A 15,653-nucleotide genomic window follows, 5' to 3' on the forward strand; every position below is an offset into this window, starting at 1 on the left:
CGCGAGGAAGAGCGCCGTCGCCTGGAAGAAGAAGAGGAACGCCGCCTGCAGTAGTGCGCGGGTGTTCGCGGCCCCGGTGGATGCTCGATATTCGCCGGGGCCGTTGCGTGTTCTTCGCGCACCATGGTGAGTTCGGTTCAGGCTGAACGCAATCGGTGTGCGCCGCCGATTCCGTTGCTACCTTGCGTTTTTCCGATGAGGGACAGCGAGGAGTCAGCGATGGCGCAGACGGAATCCGAACCGCGGCCGGGCGGCGCGTTTCGGTGGAACGAGGACTGGTTGGCGACCGTCGTGGGGCTCGCGCTGATCGGCCTGGTGCTGGTCGGGGCGATCCCGGACTGGTTGGTGCCGTGATGAGCGAGGCGAAGACGACCACGGAAACCGCCGCGCTGCAAGCCAATCCGCGTCCGACCGCGACCGATATCGTGGCGGGCATCGCGCTGGTGCTGGCCCTGGGCGCGCTGACCCGGTTCTTCGACACCCACGTGCCGCAATGGGCCGCCGATACGCCCGTGAAGCGGATCGCGAAGTCGGTGGAATACCCGGTGTACGCGATCGCGATCGGCTTGATCGGCAATGTGGTGCTCACCAGACTCGGTCTGCGCGAACGGCTTTCGGCCGGGTTCCGCACCGAGTTCTTCATCAAGACCGGTGTGGTGCTGCTCGGCGCGTCGATCAACCTGAAGATCCTGGTCACCGCGGCCGCGCCGGCGATCGTGCAGGCGTTCGCGCTGATCACCATCGTGTTCGGGTTCACCTGGTGGTTCGGCGGGGTGCTCGGCCTCGACGACAAGCTGCGGGCGCTGCTGTCCTCGGCGGTGTCGATCTGCGGGGTGAGCGCGGCGATCGCGGCGGCAGGCGCGGTGCAGGCCCGGCGCGAGCAGATCGCCTACGCGGCCTCGCTGGTGATCATCTTCGCGCTGCCCTCGATCTTCCTGCTGCCCTGGCTCGCCGACGTCTTCGGCCTGTCGGACGCGGTGGCCGGTGCGTGGATCGGCGGCAATATCGACACCACCGCCGCCGTGGCCGCCGCCGGGGCGCTCGCGGGCGAGGAGTCGTTGCAGATCGCGACGATCGTCAAGACCACCCAGAACGCGCTGATCGGCCTGGTCGCCATCGCGCTCACCGCCTGGTTCGCCTTCCGGGTGGACCGCACCGGGGCCGCCGCGCGACCGAGCCTGGGCGAATTCTGGGCCAGGTTCCCGAAATTCGTGCTCGGCTTCATCGCCGCCTCGATCATCGGCACCCTGTACCTGCAGTCGGTGGACAAGAAGGTGGGCGCCGCGCACATCGCGATCATCAACGATCTGCGCACCTGGTTCCTGATCCTGGCCTTCGTCTCCATCGGTTTGGAGTTCTCGCTGCGCGGGCTCAAGGAAGCCGGGTGGCGGCCGATCGCGGTGTTCGGCTCGGCCGTGCTCGTGAATCTGGTTGTCGGACTCGGCCTTTCGGTGCTGCTGTTCCGCGACTTCGCGGTGTGAGTGCTGTCCTCGCCCGCTGTCGTGCCGGTCGGTCTCCGGATCCACCGGTGCGGCGGCGGGCGAGGACGTCTGTCGGGGCTCAGTCGGGCGGGTCGGCGCTGAGTATGCCTGCGGTCGTGAGGAGTTCGGCCCGGTAGCGGTTGCGGGTCGTGGGGGAGACGGCCGGGTGCAGGGGGCCGATCTGGAGTTCCCAGCGGGGGATGTCGTCGTGGTCGAAGACCGGCGCCGCCAGGTAGGCGAGGGGAAGCGGTCGGTCGCTGTTCAGGTCCGCGAGAGTGTGCGGGTAGCCGCTGAGACCGGCCAGCAGGCCGAGGACGCGGCGGCGCAGGGGGCCGGTGGCGGGGGAGTGCGCCAGGTGGCCCGCGACCTCGGCGAGCACATCGAGCGTGGCGAGGTCGGCGGGGTCGATGCCCCAGATGGCGAGACCGGTGGAGCGGATCTCGGTGAGGGCGGTACTCAGTTCGCGACGCTGGGTGGGGTCGGCGGAATCGAGCCAGGCGCGTTGCCGTTGCGGCGGGGAGAAGGCGATGACAGCGGCGGCGGCCGGTGCGCGCAGCGGTAGCCGCGTGCCGACCTCGATGCCGGTGGGGATTCGACCGTGGCCTGTGATGGTGCTGATCAGGGGGAAGTCGTGGTCGGAAGCGGTAGCGGGTCGGCCGTGTTCGGCGGCGGTGGGGATTCGACCGTGATCGGTGGCGGCACGGTGCGCGCGGCGGTTGGGGTCGGTGTGGGTTCGGTCGTGGTCGGTGGCGGTGCCGATCAGGTTGTGGTCGACGGCCGTGGTCGGGTGATCGGGGGTGGTGGATCGCGTGGGGGCGGCGAGGGCGACGAAGGTCATCGATCGTTCGGTGACGGCGGCCAGGGCGGCGCCGCAGCCGACGCGGTCGGCGAGGGCGCGCAGGGCGTTCTGGGCGTTCGGTGGCATCGCGAGCTGGTTGGCGGGGCGCACGTGGTGGGGGAAGGCGGGGCCGAGGCGGTAGGTGAGGTCGGGCAGGCGTTGGACCCAGCTGCGGGCGTCGAGCGTGGTGAGGATCGCGCCGACGGTCGAGCGGCTGAGCTCGAGGGTGTCGGCGATGGCGGCAGCGTGGAGCGGGGCGCGCGCAGCGAGGAGCTCGACGACGGAGACGACCCGGTCGGTCGGTGGTGACGCGGTCATGGATTGCCCCTTGTCCTTCCCGGCCCACTCACCTACGGTCTGCGTGCCGAAAACTCGTCTCACTGGCACGAATATTCGTGTCCCGGAGGATTCTATGACGATCCCGCCGATCCTGGACCAGCTCGACGTCCCCGACCTCGACTTCGCCTTCCAGGACACCCCCGACCTGCACCACCTGCTCGCCGAACTGCGCGCACGCAAGCCGTACGCGGTGGTCCCGTTCGCCGGCACGCGCGCGGTGCTGCTGCTCACCCACGACCTGGTGTCGGCCGCGTTAAAGGACGAACAGACCTTCCCCGCCCCGGCGATGTACTCGCTGACCACCGAACCGGTGCTCGGGCGCACCCTGCAGTGCATGACCGGCGACGAACATCGCCTCCATCGGGCGATCGTCTCGCCGCCGTTTCGACGCAGCCTGGTCACCGGTTGGATCGAACCGCTGCTCGAGCCGTTCGCGCACACCCTGATCGACCGGTTCGACGCGGCGGGCCACACCGACCTGGTGGCCGAATTCACCACGCGCTACCCGGTTCTCGTCATCGGCAAGCTGCTCGGTCTGCCCGTCGGCGACGAGGCGACCCTGCTGCGCTGGGCCCACGACCTGTTCTACTTTCCGCTGGATCCGCCTGCCGCCCAGCGTGCTTCGCGCGAATTCGCCGACTACGTGCTGCCGATCATCGCCGCGCGACGCCGCGACCCCGGTGATGATCTGATCTCCCGACTCGTCACCGAGGTGGTCGACGACACCACCCTGTCCGACGAGCAGGTGCTGGCGTTCCTGCGCCTGCTGTTCCCGGCGGGCGCCGACACCACCATGCTCGCCCTGGGAAACACGCTGTCGGCCTTGCTGACCCACCCCGACCAGCTCGCGATCCTGCGCGCCGACCCGGCCGAGAACGTGCAGTGGGCGATCTGGGAGGGCCTGCGCTGGGAACCCCCGGTCGGCCTGCTGCCGCGCGCCTGCCCCGCCGCCACCCACTGGCAGGGCCTCGACATCCCCGCCATGACCCCGGTGATCTTCGCCATCAACGCCGCCCACCGCGACCCGACGAAATACCCCGACCCGCACCACTTCGACCTCACCCGCCGCGCCACCACCATGCTCTCCTTCGGCCAGGGCCCGCACAGCTGCCTGGGCAGTTGGCTGGCCCTGGCCGAACTCCGCACCGGCCTCCGCGCACTGCTCGACCGACTACCCGACCTGCGCCTGGCCGAGCACGCCGCCGCCGACGCGACGGTGACCAGCCAGGTCGGCACCGCCCTGCGCGGCCCGACGGCGCTGCGGGTCGAGTGGGGGTGAAGTCGAGGACAGCGCGATGGGGAGGGTGGTCGGCGAGTCGATGCGCGACCACGAGCGCGGTGGAAACCCTCCGAGCGGACCTGTGGGCGTGACGGCGGGCACGTCGATGTCGCGGTGGGGTACGGCGGACCTCAGGAGATCCAGCTCCGTGAACTGGCCGCGCCGCGCGGACGTGCGTCGAGAGTCGGCCCGCGTCAGAGGTCTTCGGGCGGGAGTTCGGTCGGGACCGGGAGTTGCTCGGGCCAGCCGGGGTACGGCGGTGGGGTACCGCCGAATTCGGGGCACAGGGCCTTGAAATCGCAGAACTTGCACATTGCGTTGCGGGTCGGGGGGAAATCGCCGGTGGCGCCCGCGTCGAGGATGGCCCGCCACAGGGCGGTGAGGATGCGCTGGAAGCGGTCCAGTTCCTCGCGGTCGGGAGCGTAGGTGAGCACGTTCTTGTCCGCGAGGTAGATCAGGCGCAGCTGCGCGGGGACGATATCGCGGGTGCGCAGGATCATCAGGGCGTAGAACTTGAGCTGGAACAGCGCGCGCGCCTCGTGCAGCGGGCCCGGCGAGCGGCCGGTCTTGTAGTCGACCACGCGCAGCATCCCGTTGGGCGCCACATCGATTCGGTCGACGAACCCGCGCAGCGGAACATCGCCGTCGAGGTCGGCCTCCACCCGCTCTTCCAGGCCGTGCGGTTCGAACCGGCGCGGATCCTCGAGCTCGTAATAGCTGGCGACCAGCTTGCGCACCTCGGCGAACAGCGCTTCCGGCCCGCCCTCGGCGACGAGTTCGTCGATCCCGTCGCGTTCGGCGCGCACCCGCTCCCACGCCCCCGGCACCAACTCCGCCGCCCGCTGCGGTTGCCGCTCGTCGGCGGGCAACCCGAACAGGTCCTCGAGCACCGCGTGCACGACCGTCCCACGCACCGCCGCACGCGAGGGCGGCTCCGGGATCCGGTCGATCGCCCGCAACCGATACTTCAACGGACACTGCTTGAAATCGGCTGCGCGCGAAGGCGACAGCGCAGGCCGCGACCGCGCCACCGGAGCAGCCGACCCCTCGCGGATCGGTCCGGCGGCGGCATCATCGGCAAAGGGCACGGACACGGGCACTGACATGGTCGGCAGCGTAACCGCGCCCACCGACAACTCGGAATCGGTCACTCCGGGCCCCATGGCGCGCCGATCGAGGCGAGCGTGGGTGCCCGAGCGCACCCGTGGATCGGGCACCGGCAGCGCGCGCAGGCCGCCGCGAAATAGCTGACCCGTCTACCGGGTGGTTCCTCGCGCCTGGCAGGCTGGTGGCTCCATTCGACGAACGGGAGATTCATGACGGCCAGACGGACCGGTCCATTCGCGATCGGGGACCGCGTGCAGCTGACCGACGGCAAGGGGCGCCTGTTCACGGTGGTGCTCGAGGAGGGTAAGGAATTCCATACCCACCGCGGCGGCATCAAGCACGACGACCTGCTCGGCGCCGACGAGGGCACCGTGGTGAAGTCGGTCAACGGCACCCCGTACCTGGCCCTGCGCCCGCTGCTCACCGACTACGTGCTGTCGATGCCGCGCGGTGCCGCGGTCATCTACCCCAAGGACGCCGCCCAGATCGTGCACGAGGGGGACGTGTTCCCCGGTGCGCGGGTGCTGGAAGCCGGCGCTGGTTCCGGTGCGCTGACCTGCTCGCTGCTGCGCGCGGTCGGCCCCGAGGGCGAGGTGATCTCGTACGAGATCCGCGACGACCACGCCGAGCACGCGGTCCGCAATGTGGAGACTTTCTTCGGGGAGCGCCCGCCGAACTGGTCGATCACCATCGCCGATGTGGCCCAGTACGAGGGCCCGCAGGTGGATCGCGTCGTGCTCGACATGCTCGCCCCGTGGGACGCGCTCCCGGCGGTGTCCAAGGCGCTGGTGCCCGGTGGTGTGCTGGTCGTCTACGTCGCCACGGTCACCCAGCTGTCGAAGGTGGTCGAGGCGCTGCGCGAGCAGGAGTGCTGGACCGAACCGCGCTCGTGGGAGTCGATGGTGCGCGGCTGGCACGTCGTCGGCCTCGCGGTGCGCCCCGAGCATCGGATGCAGGGTCACACCGCGTTCCTGGTGAGCGCGCGCCGACTGGCCGAGGGCACCGTCACGCCGAAGCCGCAGCGGCGTCCGTCCAAGGGCTGATCAGTCCCGGGTGAGCAGGCGGGCGACGAGCAGCGCCGTCGCCGCGCCTGCGAACCACACCCCGCCGTCGGGGGTCAGTCCCCAGCGGGTGGCCTGCAGGATCGCGATCCCGGCCGCGCACACCGCGAGCACGGTGGCGGCGGCGCGCAGACCACGCACGGCGGCGACCGGGCCGTCCCACCCGCGCAGCGGGGTGTTCTCCAGCCCGCGCAGGGTGATGAACAGGACCCCGGTCAGCGCGGCGGTCGCGGCGAGCTGTGCCGCCGTGAGCAGCCAGAATCCGGGTTCGGACGGTCCCGCGCGGTCCACCCCGGCCAGATGGCTGAGCACGAGCACGCTGAGCAGGGCGGGCATGTGCCACAGGTACAGCGTCATCGCGCCGGTATTGCCGATCACCGTCCACCACCAGACCCGCGGCCGCGCGGCCAGCCGGCGCGCCCACGGCGCCACGGCCACCGCCGCGCAACACAGCACCACCGCGTGCCCGGCCAGCAGCAGCGACGGCGGCGCCAGATTCGACAGTCGCTGCCCCGGCACCGTCACCAGGCTCACCTCGTACGGACCGACCAGCACCAGCAGCACATCGGCGAGCAGCACCACGCAAGCCAGCACCGCCGCGACCCGCCGTGCCAGCAGCGCGCGCAGATAGCCGATCCCGAGGATCGCGGGTACCAACCACACGATCACCGTCGCGTAGCCCAGTTCCGCCGGACCACCGTTGAGCCGCACCGCGTCGACCACCGCGGTGACCACGGCGATCACCGCCACCGCCGCGAACATCCGCCGCGTACTGGTCACCGTCGCGGCGAGCAGCGGCACACACGCCAGCACCGCCAGGTACATGCCGAGAAACCACAGCAGCTGCACACTCGTCACCGCCAGCGGCCGCTGCCACCCCGGCGCGAGCACCCGGTCGGCCACCGCCACCAGTACGGCGGAGGCGAGCAGGAAGTAGCCCAGCGGTCGCACCAAACGCTGGGTGCGCCGGAAAAGCCAAGCGCCCCACGACACTCCGGGACCCAGACCACGCGCCCCCGCCGCCACTCCCGCGAAGAAGAACAGCGGAAGCACCTGCAAGACCCACGTAATCGGTTGCAGCGCGGGCAGATCCGCCAGCACATTGCCGAAATGCACGGTCTCGCCCGAGACCGTCACCGTCAGCATCAGGCAGTGCCCCACGACCACGACCACCAGCGACGAGATCCGCACCAGATCCAGGAACCGATCCCGATCGGCGGGGGTGTTCGCGCTGACCGCCGCGACACCGGGAACAACACTCATGGCACGACGATCGCAGACCCGCGAGCGACGCCACAGCGCGGATCTACCCGGAGCCCCGGGGGGAACTACTCGGGTCACGTCCGTGCAAGCTTGCACAGCGAACCGGTGAACGCTTGGCACGCAAAGGATTTCCCAGTTCAGCGCACGCAGGCTTTAACCTGGAATTCACGCGAGCGAACCCTGAGCAGCGGCGCGACGGCGCTACGGTGGGGGTGCGACGTCGGGGGCGATAGTCGCAACCGTCACCCGTTCGGGGCACGCCATTGGGGGCTCGATGCTTTCGCTCGTTCTTGTTGTGCTGTCGCTCGCCTTGTTCGCCAACTCCGTCGCCACGCTCACCTGGATGCTGCACGCGTGGCGCACCCCGGAAAACCTCGCGGCGACCCGCTTTCCCGACCCCGACGGACCCGGTGAGCTGAAATTCTCGCTGCTGGTCCCGGCCCGCCACGAATCGGCGGTCCTCGAACACACCCTGCTCGGCCTGCTCGAGACCCGGCACTGCCTGGTCGAGATCGTCGTCATCGTCGGCCACGACGATCCTGAGACGGCCGCGGTCGCCGAACAGGTGGCCCGCCGCGATCCCGACCGACTGCGGGTGGTGGTCGACTATCACACGGTCAAGAACAAACCCAAGGCCCTCAACACCGGCCTCGCGGTCTGCACCGGCGACGTGGTCGGGGTGTTCGACGCCGAGGACCACGTGCACCCCGACCTGCTCGACCACGTCGACTTCGCCTTCCGCTCCGAGGACGCCGACGTCGTCCAGGGCGGCGTGCAACTGGTGAACTTCCATTCCAGCTGGTACGCGCTGCGCAACTGCCTCGAGTACTTCTTCTGGTTCCGCAGCCGCCTGCACCTGCACGCCGCCCAGGGTTTCATCCCGCTCGGCGGCAACACGGTGTTCGTGCGCGCGCCCCTGCTGCGCGCGGTCGGCGGCTGGGACGAGAACTGCCTGGCCGAGGACTGCGAACTGGGCACCCGCCTGTCGAGCCGGGGCGCGCGCACCGTCGTGGCCTACAACTCCGCCCTGGTGACCAGGGAGGAGACGCCCGGCACGCTGTACGCGCTGTTCAAACAGCGGTGCCGCTGGAACCAGGGCTTCATGCAGGTCTACCGCAAGAAGGAATGGCGGCGACTGCCCACCTTCACCCGCCGCCTGCTCGCCCGCTACACGCTGGCCAGCCCGTTCCTGCAGGCGTTCTCGGGCATCGCGATGGTGATCGGCATCCTGGTCGGCCTGTTCGTGAAGGTGCCCGACGGCGTCGCCATGATCACCTTCCTGCCGCTGGTGCCGACCCTGGCCACCCTCGCCTTCGAGATCGTCGGCCTGCAGGACTTCGGCAGGCAGTTCGGGGTGCGGGTGCGCGGACGGCACTACGTGAAACTCGTGGTGGGCTCGGTGTTCTACAACCTGGTGCTCACCGCCGCGGCCGCGCGGGCGGTCTGGCGCGAGTACACCGGACGCAACAACTGGGAACTGACCGCGCACGTCGGCGCGCACCTGCCCGACGCCAGGGTGGCCGGGGCGGCGTCATGACCGTCACCGCGCTGCCGCCCGTCCCCGACCTGGTTCCGGCGCCGCCGCCGACCGCCCCGAGCACCGGCCTGCGCACCAGGGTCGACGGGGTGGTGCTGGCCGTGCTGCTGCCGGTGATCGCCGTCGTGCAGGGCACCAACATCGGCAACTATCCGGCCTTCAGCGACGACGAGGGCACCTACCTCGCCCAGGCCTGGGCGGTGGGCACCGGCCGCGGCCTGACCCACTACACCTACTGGTACGACCACCCGCCCATCGGCTGGATCCAGATCGGGCTGTTCAGCTGGCTGCCCGAACTGCTGTCCCCCTACGAATTGACCGCCGCCAACGGCAGATTCGTGATGCTGGGCGCCGTGCTGGTCTCGGCGGCGCTGCTCTACGTGCTGGCGCGGCGACTGTCGATGCGGCCGTGGGCGGCGGCGCTGGCGGTCGCGCTGTTCACCCTCTCGCCCCTGGCCGTGGAACTGCAACGCCAGATCTACCTCGACAGCATCGCCGTGCCGTGGATGCTGGGCGCCTTCGTGCTCGCTAGTTCCCCGCGCCGTGGGCTCGGCGTGCACATGGCGGCCGGGTTGTGCGCGGCGATGTCGGTGCTGTCGAAGGAGACCATGGTCGTGGTCATCCCGGCCCTAGTCTACACCCTGTGGACCGCGAGCCACCCGAGCACGCGCAAGTTCACCGTCATCGGCGCGGGGGTGTCGTTCTGCCTCGCGGTGGCGTTCTACCCGCTCTACGCCCTGCTCAAGAACGAGTTCTTCCCCGGCGAGGGTCACGTGTCGATGCTCGACGGCGTGGCCTGGCAGCTGCACAGTCGCGCGGGCACCGGGGCGCTGTGGGCGTCGGATTCGCTCGCGCGCGGACTGCTCGAATCGTGGCTGACGGTGGACGCGGTGGTCCTCGTCGGCGGCGCGTTCGCGCTGGTGGTGGCGGTGACGGTGCGCCGGCTGCGCGGGATCGCGCTGGCCGGCCTGATCCTGGTCGCGGTCGGGCTGCGTCCCGGCGGGTACCTGCCGACCATGTACGTGCTGCAACTGCTGCCGTTCTTCGCCCTTGCCCTGGCCGCGGTGATCGAAATCGGCGCGCGCCGAGGGATTCACGCGCTCGAGCGGTTGCGCGTGGGGCAGCGGGCGGCGACGGCGGTGGTGCTGGGGGTGGTCGCGCTGGTCGGGCTGAGCGTGGTCGCGCCGCGCTGGGTGGCGGGCAACGAGCGCGCCATGACCGAGCACCGCACCGACACCTTCACCGACGCCGTGCGCTGGATCGGCGCCAACCTGCACCCCACCCCGTCGACGAAGATCGTGGTCGAGGACGTGATCTGGCTCGACATGGTCGAGGTCGGGTTCGGGCCCGGTCTCGGCGCGATCTGGTTCTACAAGCTCGACGTCGACCCCGCGGTGCACCTGGACAACGGGTGGCGCGACGTGGACTACATCGTGTCCAGCCCCGTGGTGCGCGGGTCGGCCGCCGAGTTGCCGACCCTGCGCGACGTACTCGAACATTCCTCGCCCCTGGTCGTTTTCGGCACGGGGGACGGGCGCGTCGAGGTACGCGCCGTGAACAAGGACACCACCTCATGACCCCTGGATTCGCGCGCCGCGCCGTACTGGTCCTCGCGCTCGCCGTAGTCGTCATCGCCCCGCCGGTGGCGGCCCAACCGACCAATGTCGTGGCCAACGCCGGCATGGAAACCCTCGGCCCCGACGGCTTTCCGCAGTGCTGGGAGAAATCCGGCTGGGGCACCCACGAGTACAGCTTCACCGTCACCCCGGCCGCCCACACCGGTGCGGCCGCGATGCGCATCGACATCGGCGCCCACACCTCCGGCGACCGCAAGGCCATGATGCTCGAAAGCCCTTCCTGCGCACCACAGGTCACCGTCGGACACCAGTACGACCTGTCCGTCTGGTACACCACCACGACCCCGAACACGGTCTTCACCGTCTTCCGCCACGACGTCACCGACGGCTGGCAGTACTGGACCGACCTGGCCTCGCTGCCGGTCACCGACACCTACACCGCCGCCCAGGTGCGCACCCCGGTCGTGCCGCCCGGCACCGACCGGATCACCTGGGGCGTCACGATCTACGGCACCGGCACCCTCACCACCGACGACTACGCCATGACCGACGCGACCATCACCCCCGAACCCCCCACCTGCACCGGCACGCCCACCCAATGCGCCACGGGCAGTTGGGAAGTGCTCGCCATGCCCGCCCCGGTGCGCGGCATCCACGCCGCGGTCCTGCCCACCGGCAAGGTGTTGCTCATCGCGGGCTCGGGCAACGACCCGGACGCCTTCGCCGCGGGCACCTTCGACACCGCCGTGTTCGATCCGGCGACCAACCAGTTCGTCGAACTGAGCACACCCTCGGACGTGTTCTGCGCCGGGCACGCCCAACTCCCCGACGGGAAACTGCTCGTCATGGGCGGCACCCTCGCCTACACCTCGCCCGAGCACGGCTACGAGGGCCTGCGCGACTCCTACGTCTTCGACCCCGCCACCACCTCCTACACCCGCACCAACGACATGATCGCCGGACACTGGTACCCCTCGGCGACCACCATGGGCAACGGCGACATCCTGTCGCTGGGCGGACTCGGCGAGGACTCCAACGGCACGGTGATCACCGAGGTGTTCTCCGCCGCGCAGAACCGGTGGCTCGGCTTCGGCGAGGTGAACCAGACCTGGGCGTGGTGGGGCCTGTACCCGGCGATGATCCTGCTCCAGGACGGGCGCCTGTTCTATTCCGGCGCCCACGTTTTCGGCAGCGGACTCGAGGGCACCGGCGCGTCCCTCTACGACTACGCCGCGGGCACCATCGTCGATGTGCCGGGCCTGCAGAACAAGGACGAACGCGACCAGTCCATGAGCGTGCTGCTGCCCCCGGCCCAGGACCAGCGCGTGCTCACCCTGGGCGGCGGCAACACCTTCACCAACCCCGACGCCAACCGTCTCACCGACCTGATCGACCTCAAACAGCCCAGCCCGGCCTATCAGGCGGGCCCGCTGATTCCGCACGGCACGCTCACCGGCGGCGTCGCGCAGACCGGCGCGCAGGGCAAGATGTACCCCTCGGCGGTGATCCTGCCCGACGGCACCGTCCTGGAAACCGGTGGCGCGCTGCACAATCGGGCCGACCCGGTCTTCGAGGCCTCGATCTTCGATCCCGCCACCGACACCTTCACCGCGGGCATGGCCACCGACCCGGTGCCGCGCGGTTACCACTCCTCGGCGTTCCTGCTGCCCGACGGGCGGGTCATGGCCGTGGGGGAGAACCCGGCCGACGGATCCTTCGACCAGCGGGTGTCGATCTACTCGCCGCCCTACCTGTTCAAGGGGACTCGACCGCAGCTCACGCCCGCGAACCAGGAGTGGGGCTACGGCAGTGCCCAGTCGATGACGGTGAACGCGCCGGTGGTCAAGGCGTCGCTGATCCGGCCCGCGGCGGTCACCCACTCCTCGGACCCGAATCAGCGCTACGTGGATCTGCCGCTCACGGTCGCCGGCGGCACCGTCACCGCCCACGTCACCTCGAACCCGAATATCGCGCCGCCGGGCTGGTACATGCTCACGGTCGTGACCGCGGCCGGGGTGCCCTCGGTCGCCCAGTGGATCCACCTCGGATGAAAGGCGGACCGATGCGCCGCGCACTGCTCACCGGAACCGCCGTCGCGGCGGTGGCCGCCGCGCTCACCCTCGCGCTGATCGCCGACACCGACCACCCGGCGGGCGCGGCACCGGGCCGGCCCGTCGCGCCCGCCCCGCACATCCTGCCGTTCGCGGAGGAACCGGGCGCGGCGGCGCGGGCACCGCTCGCGCGTCGCGACAGCGTGCAACTCGAGGGCAATATCGACGGCTGCGACCACCGCTACGGCACCGCCGCGCAGTGCGTGCCGTGGACCCTGCCCGCCGCCGCGAGCAAGGACCGCTGCGGGTGGCTGCGCGAGCGCGGGCTGGTGGCGTTGCCGGTGGTCGGGGCCGACCGACTGGGTCTGGACCGCGATCGCGACGGGATCGCCTGCGGCAAAGGCGACTGAGCGCGAGCCCCGGCGCTACGAAGTCGATCTTGCCCGTCTGGTTGCCCGCCAGGGCGCCGCGGACGTCACCGACGTGGGTCGGGCGTCCGCGGCGCGCGTCGAGGCGTCAGGCGGGCGTGCAGGGCGCCTGGGCGAAACCGAGCAGCAGGCAACCGCTGTTGTCGGAGAGCTTCCAGGCGCCGTCGGAGAGTTCCCAGGTGAGCGGGAACGACGGGGCGGTGCCGTGCGGTGAGGTGATCGTCACATCGGCGGTCGCGGTGTTGTCGCTGGTGGTGACGTTTTCCACGACGAAGCTCAGGGTGTAGCCGCCGAGCATGGCGTTCATCTGATCGATGCTGGACTTGCGCGCGTCGCCGTTGACCATCAGTTTCGCTTTGTCGTCGGTGGAGAGCGCGGGATCGGCGAACTGGACCAGCACGGCCTTGAGGGAATCGGCGGTGGGGGCGTCGGTGTTGTCACCCGAAGGGGCCGGAGTTGCCGAAACGCTGGACGGAGCGGCCGCGATACTGGTACTGCTCGTGGTGGCCTTCGTCGAGGAATCGTCGGAGTCGCCGCAACCGGTCAGTCCGACGGTGACGGCGAACGCCGCTGCGGCGGCGACGACGGTGACACGGATCGTGCGGGGAGGAAGGAGCATTGCTCAGCAACCTTTCGGCTCGGTAGTCGAGTGCCCCAGCGGGCAGTTAGGGCAGCCTAACAGTCATCGATCGCTGATTGATGTCGTACCGACCGTACAAGATGTGATCACGACGAAACCATGTCGGAAAGCGAGAACGGACCGCGCCCGGTAGCGTTGAAAGACCGGGACTGGGAGGAGCAGCATCATGAGCCCCAACGAGAATTCGGATTCGGCGGCCTGGCGAGAGCTCGAGGCGGTTCGCGCCGAGTCGGCTGCTCTCCGCAGGCAACTCGCCGACTCGCCGGATCGCGCACGCGAATTGGAAGCCAGGATCGATTCACTGACCATCCGCAACGGCAAGTTGATGGACACGCTCAAGGAAGCGCGCCAGCAGCTGATCGCCCTGCGCGAGGAAGTCGATCGCCTCGGCCAGCCCCCGAGCGGCTACGGCATCGTCATCGGCGTCTACGAGGACCAGACGGTCGACGTGTTCACCTCCGGTCGCAAGATGCGCCTGACCTGCTCGCCCAATATCGACACCGCCACACTGGAATACGGCCAGACGGTCCGCCTCAACGAGGCACTCACCGTCGTCGAGGCCGGAAATTTCGACGCCATTGGCGAAATCGGCACGCTGCGTGAGATTCTCGACGACGGTCGCCGCGCCCTGGTGGTCGGCCACGCCGACGAGGAGCGGGTGGTGTGGCTGTCGGGTCCGCTGTCCAAGATCGCCGAATACGACGACCTGGCCGACCCGGATGTGCCGATTCGCAAACTGCGGCCCGGAGATTCGCTGCTGGTCGACACCAAGGCCGGCTTCGCCTTCGAGCGGGTGCCCAAGGCCGAGGTCGAAGACCTTGTGCTCGAAGAGGTTCCCGATGTCGACTACACCGACATCGGTGGCCTTGGTCGCCAGATCGAGCAGATCCGCGACGCGGTGGAACTGCCCTTCCTGCACAAGGATCTGTTCCGCGAGTACGCGCTGCGCCCGCCCAAGGGCGTGCTGCTCTACGGTCCGCCCGGCTGCGGTAAGACGCTGATCGCCAAGGCCGTCGCCAACTCGCTGGCCAAGAAGATCGCCGAGTCGCGCGGGCAGGATGCCAAGGAAGCCAAGTCGTTCTTCCTCAACATCAAGGGCCCCGAGCTGCTCAACAAGTTCGTCGGCGAGACCGAGCGCCACATTCGGATCATCTTCCAGCGGGCGCGCGAGAAGGCCTCCGAGGGCACCCCGGTGATCGTGTTCTTCGACGAGATGGACTCGATCTTCCGTACCCGTGGTTCGGGCGTGTCGTCGGATGTGGAGACGACCGTTGTGCCGCAGCTGCTTTCGGAGATCGACGGCGTGGAGGGGCTCGAGAACGTCATCGTGATCGGCGCGTCCAACCGCGAGGACATGATCGACCCCGCGATCCTGCGGCCCGGCCGGCTCGATGTGAAGATCAAGATCGAGCGGCCGGACGCGGAATCGGCGCAGGACATCTTCTCGAAGTACCTCACCGAGACGCTGCCGCTGCACGAGAGCGATCTGCGCGAGTTCGACGGCGACAAGCAGGCCTGCGTGGAGGCGATGATCGAGAAGGTCGTCGAGCGCATGTACGCCGAGAGCGACGACAACCGGTTCCTGGAGGTCACCTACGCCAACGGTGACAAGGAGGTCCTGTACTTCAAGGACTTCAACTCCGGGGCGATGATCCAGAACATCGTGGACCGGGCGAAGAAGTACGCGATCAAGTCGGTGCTCGACACGGGTAACCCGGGTCTGCGGATCCAGCACCTGTTCGACTCGATCGTCGACGAGTTCGCCGAGAACGAGGACCTGCCCAACACCACCAATCCTGATGACTGGGCGCGGATCTCGGGCAAGAAGGGCGAGCGGATCGTCTACATCCGCACGCTTGTCACGGGCAAGAACGCCTCGGCCAGCCGGGCGATCGACACCGAGTCCAATACGGGTCAGTACCTGTAGTCACACCATGCGGGCCGCGTTCCTCCGGGAGCGCGGCCCTTGTGTTCTGTTCGAGTTTTTTTCACCGAAACGCTGCGCCGTCACAAGTGAATAAGGCACGCTTCACTTGTTCGTTTCACCTGATG

13 protein-coding genes are annotated in these 15,653 nt (G+C 69.3%); 9 read left to right on the forward strand and 4 right to left on the reverse strand.

From position 1 onward, the window contains the following. The first annotated feature begins 219 nt into the window (after positions 1 to 219). Entirely contained in the window at positions 220 to 354 is a 135-nt protein-coding gene (locus tag ACFP3H_RS13940; protein WP_378605197.1) for a hypothetical protein, read from the forward strand. After that, entirely contained in the window at positions 354 to 1,481 is a 1,128-nt protein-coding gene (locus tag ACFP3H_RS13945; RefSeq protein ID WP_378605200.1) for a YeiH family protein, read from the forward strand. The genes ACFP3H_RS13940 and ACFP3H_RS13945 overlap by 1 nt, the downstream gene beginning before the upstream one ends. A 79-nt stretch (positions 1,482 to 1,560) precedes the next feature. Here the strand turns inward: ACFP3H_RS13945 and ACFP3H_RS13950 are convergent, their stop codons facing one another. Next, positions 1,561 to 2,637 carry a helix-turn-helix domain-containing protein gene (locus tag ACFP3H_RS13950; RefSeq protein ID WP_378605203.1) on the reverse strand — a complete coding sequence of 359 codons (1,077 nt, stop codon included), beginning with the start codon at positions 2,635 to 2,637 and terminating at the stop codon, positions 1,561 to 1,563. Between the two features lie 94 nt (positions 2,638 to 2,731). On the opposite strand from ACFP3H_RS13950, the gene ACFP3H_RS13955 reads away from it, so the two are divergent. After that, positions 2,732 to 3,937 (forward strand): cytochrome P450, encoded by a 1,206-nt coding sequence (locus ACFP3H_RS13955; protein WP_378605205.1) that lies wholly within the window; start codon positions 2,732 to 2,734, stop codon positions 3,935 to 3,937. A gap of 194 nt (positions 3,938 to 4,131) precedes the next feature. Here the strand turns inward: ACFP3H_RS13955 and ACFP3H_RS13960 are convergent, their stop codons facing one another. Next, positions 4,132 to 5,043 carry a RecB family exonuclease gene (locus ACFP3H_RS13960; RefSeq protein ID WP_378605208.1) on the reverse strand — a complete coding sequence of 304 codons (912 nt, stop codon included), beginning with the start codon at positions 5,041 to 5,043 and terminating at the stop codon, positions 4,132 to 4,134. A gap of 210 nt (positions 5,044 to 5,253) precedes the next feature. Here ACFP3H_RS13960 and ACFP3H_RS13965 point away from each other — a divergent pair, with 210 nt between their 5' ends. Beyond that, on the forward strand, positions 5,254 to 6,087 hold the full coding sequence (locus tag ACFP3H_RS13965) for a tRNA (adenine-N1)-methyltransferase (RefSeq protein WP_378605211.1): 834 nt from the start codon (positions 5,254 to 5,256) through the stop codon (positions 6,085 to 6,087). Here the strand turns inward: ACFP3H_RS13965 and ACFP3H_RS13970 are convergent, their stop codons facing one another. Continuing rightward, positions 6,088 to 7,368: an acyltransferase family protein gene (locus ACFP3H_RS13970; RefSeq protein ID WP_378605214.1), complete on the reverse strand. Its 1,281-nt coding sequence runs from the start codon at positions 7,366 to 7,368 to the stop codon at positions 6,088 to 6,090. Between the two features lie 274 nt (positions 7,369 to 7,642). Between ACFP3H_RS13970 and ACFP3H_RS13975 the strand changes: the two genes are divergently transcribed. Genes ACFP3H_RS13975 through ACFP3H_RS13990 form a run of 4 tightly spaced genes read left to right on the forward strand, consistent with a single transcriptional unit; the run spans position 7,643 to position 12,943 of the window. Continuing rightward, positions 7,643 to 8,905 (forward strand): glycosyltransferase, encoded by a 1,263-nt coding sequence (locus tag ACFP3H_RS13975; RefSeq protein ID WP_378605217.1) that lies wholly within the window; start codon positions 7,643 to 7,645, stop codon positions 8,903 to 8,905. Continuing rightward, complete coding sequence (locus tag ACFP3H_RS13980; RefSeq protein WP_378605220.1) at positions 8,902 to 10,482, forward strand: ArnT family glycosyltransferase; 1,581 nt, start codon at positions 8,902 to 8,904, stop codon at positions 10,480 to 10,482. The genes ACFP3H_RS13975 and ACFP3H_RS13980 overlap by 4 nt, the downstream gene beginning before the upstream one ends. Beyond that, entirely contained in the window at positions 10,479 to 12,533 is a 2,055-nt protein-coding gene (locus ACFP3H_RS13985) for a galactose oxidase-like domain-containing protein (protein WP_378605223.1), read from the forward strand. The genes ACFP3H_RS13980 and ACFP3H_RS13985 overlap by 4 nt, the downstream gene beginning before the upstream one ends. An 11-nt stretch (positions 12,534 to 12,544) precedes the next feature. Further along, positions 12,545 to 12,943 carry a hypothetical protein gene (locus ACFP3H_RS13990; RefSeq protein WP_378605225.1) on the forward strand — a complete coding sequence of 133 codons (399 nt, stop codon included), beginning with the start codon at positions 12,545 to 12,547 and terminating at the stop codon, positions 12,941 to 12,943. Positions 12,944 to 13,049: 106 nt separating this feature from the next. Here the strand turns inward: ACFP3H_RS13990 and ACFP3H_RS13995 are convergent, their stop codons facing one another. Beyond that, positions 13,050 to 13,580: a WKL family lipoprotein gene (locus tag ACFP3H_RS13995; protein WP_378605227.1), complete on the reverse strand. Its 531-nt coding sequence runs from the start codon at positions 13,578 to 13,580 to the stop codon at positions 13,050 to 13,052. Positions 13,581 to 13,767: 187 nt separating this feature from the next. On the opposite strand from ACFP3H_RS13995, the gene arc reads away from it, so the two are divergent. Then, entirely contained in the window at positions 13,768 to 15,528 is a 1,761-nt protein-coding gene (gene arc / locus ACFP3H_RS14000) for a proteasome ATPase (RefSeq protein ID WP_378605229.1), read from the forward strand. Positions 15,529 to 15,653: the final 125 nt, after the last annotated feature.

Origin of the sequence: Nocardia lasii (assembly GCF_042658545.1) — a bacterium.
Classification (GTDB): Bacteria; Actinomycetota; Actinomycetes; order Mycobacteriales; family Mycobacteriaceae; genus Nocardia; species Nocardia lasii.

What these genes read in the sequence shown, in the direction of transcription:
- ACFP3H_RS13940 (WP_378605197.1), top strand. Translation starts at nt 220, where the DNA reads ATGGCGCAGACGGAATCCGAACCGCGGCCGGGCGGCGCGTTTCGGTGG.
- ACFP3H_RS13945 (WP_378605200.1), top strand. Translation starts at nt 354, where the DNA reads ATGAGCGAGGCGAAGACGACCACGGAAACCGCCGCGCTGCAAGCCAAT.
- ACFP3H_RS13950 (WP_378605203.1), bottom strand. Translation starts at nt 2,637, where the DNA reads ATGACCGCGTCACCACCGACCGACCGGGTCGTCTCCGTCGTCGAGCTC.
- ACFP3H_RS13955 (WP_378605205.1), top strand. Translation starts at nt 2,732, where the DNA reads ATGACGATCCCGCCGATCCTGGACCAGCTCGACGTCCCCGACCTCGAC.
- ACFP3H_RS13960 (WP_378605208.1), bottom strand. Translation starts at nt 5,043, where the DNA reads ATGTCAGTGCCCGTGTCCGTGCCCTTTGCCGATGATGCCGCCGCCGGA.
- ACFP3H_RS13965 (WP_378605211.1), top strand. Translation starts at nt 5,254, where the DNA reads ATGACGGCCAGACGGACCGGTCCATTCGCGATCGGGGACCGCGTGCAG.
- ACFP3H_RS13970 (WP_378605214.1), bottom strand. Translation starts at nt 7,368, where the DNA reads ATGAGTGTTGTTCCCGGTGTCGCGGCGGTCAGCGCGAACACCCCCGCC.
- ACFP3H_RS13975 (WP_378605217.1), top strand. Translation starts at nt 7,643, where the DNA reads ATGCTTTCGCTCGTTCTTGTTGTGCTGTCGCTCGCCTTGTTCGCCAAC.
- ACFP3H_RS13980 (WP_378605220.1), top strand. Translation starts at nt 8,902, where the DNA reads ATGACCGTCACCGCGCTGCCGCCCGTCCCCGACCTGGTTCCGGCGCCG.
- ACFP3H_RS13985 (WP_378605223.1), top strand. Translation starts at nt 10,479, where the DNA reads ATGACCCCTGGATTCGCGCGCCGCGCCGTACTGGTCCTCGCGCTCGCC.
- ACFP3H_RS13990 (WP_378605225.1), top strand. Translation starts at nt 12,545, where the DNA reads ATGCGCCGCGCACTGCTCACCGGAACCGCCGTCGCGGCGGTGGCCGCC.
- ACFP3H_RS13995 (WP_378605227.1), bottom strand. Translation starts at nt 13,580, where the DNA reads ATGCTCCTTCCTCCCCGCACGATCCGTGTCACCGTCGTCGCCGCCGCA.
- arc (WP_378605229.1), top strand. Translation starts at nt 13,768, where the DNA reads ATGAGCCCCAACGAGAATTCGGATTCGGCGGCCTGGCGAGAGCTCGAG.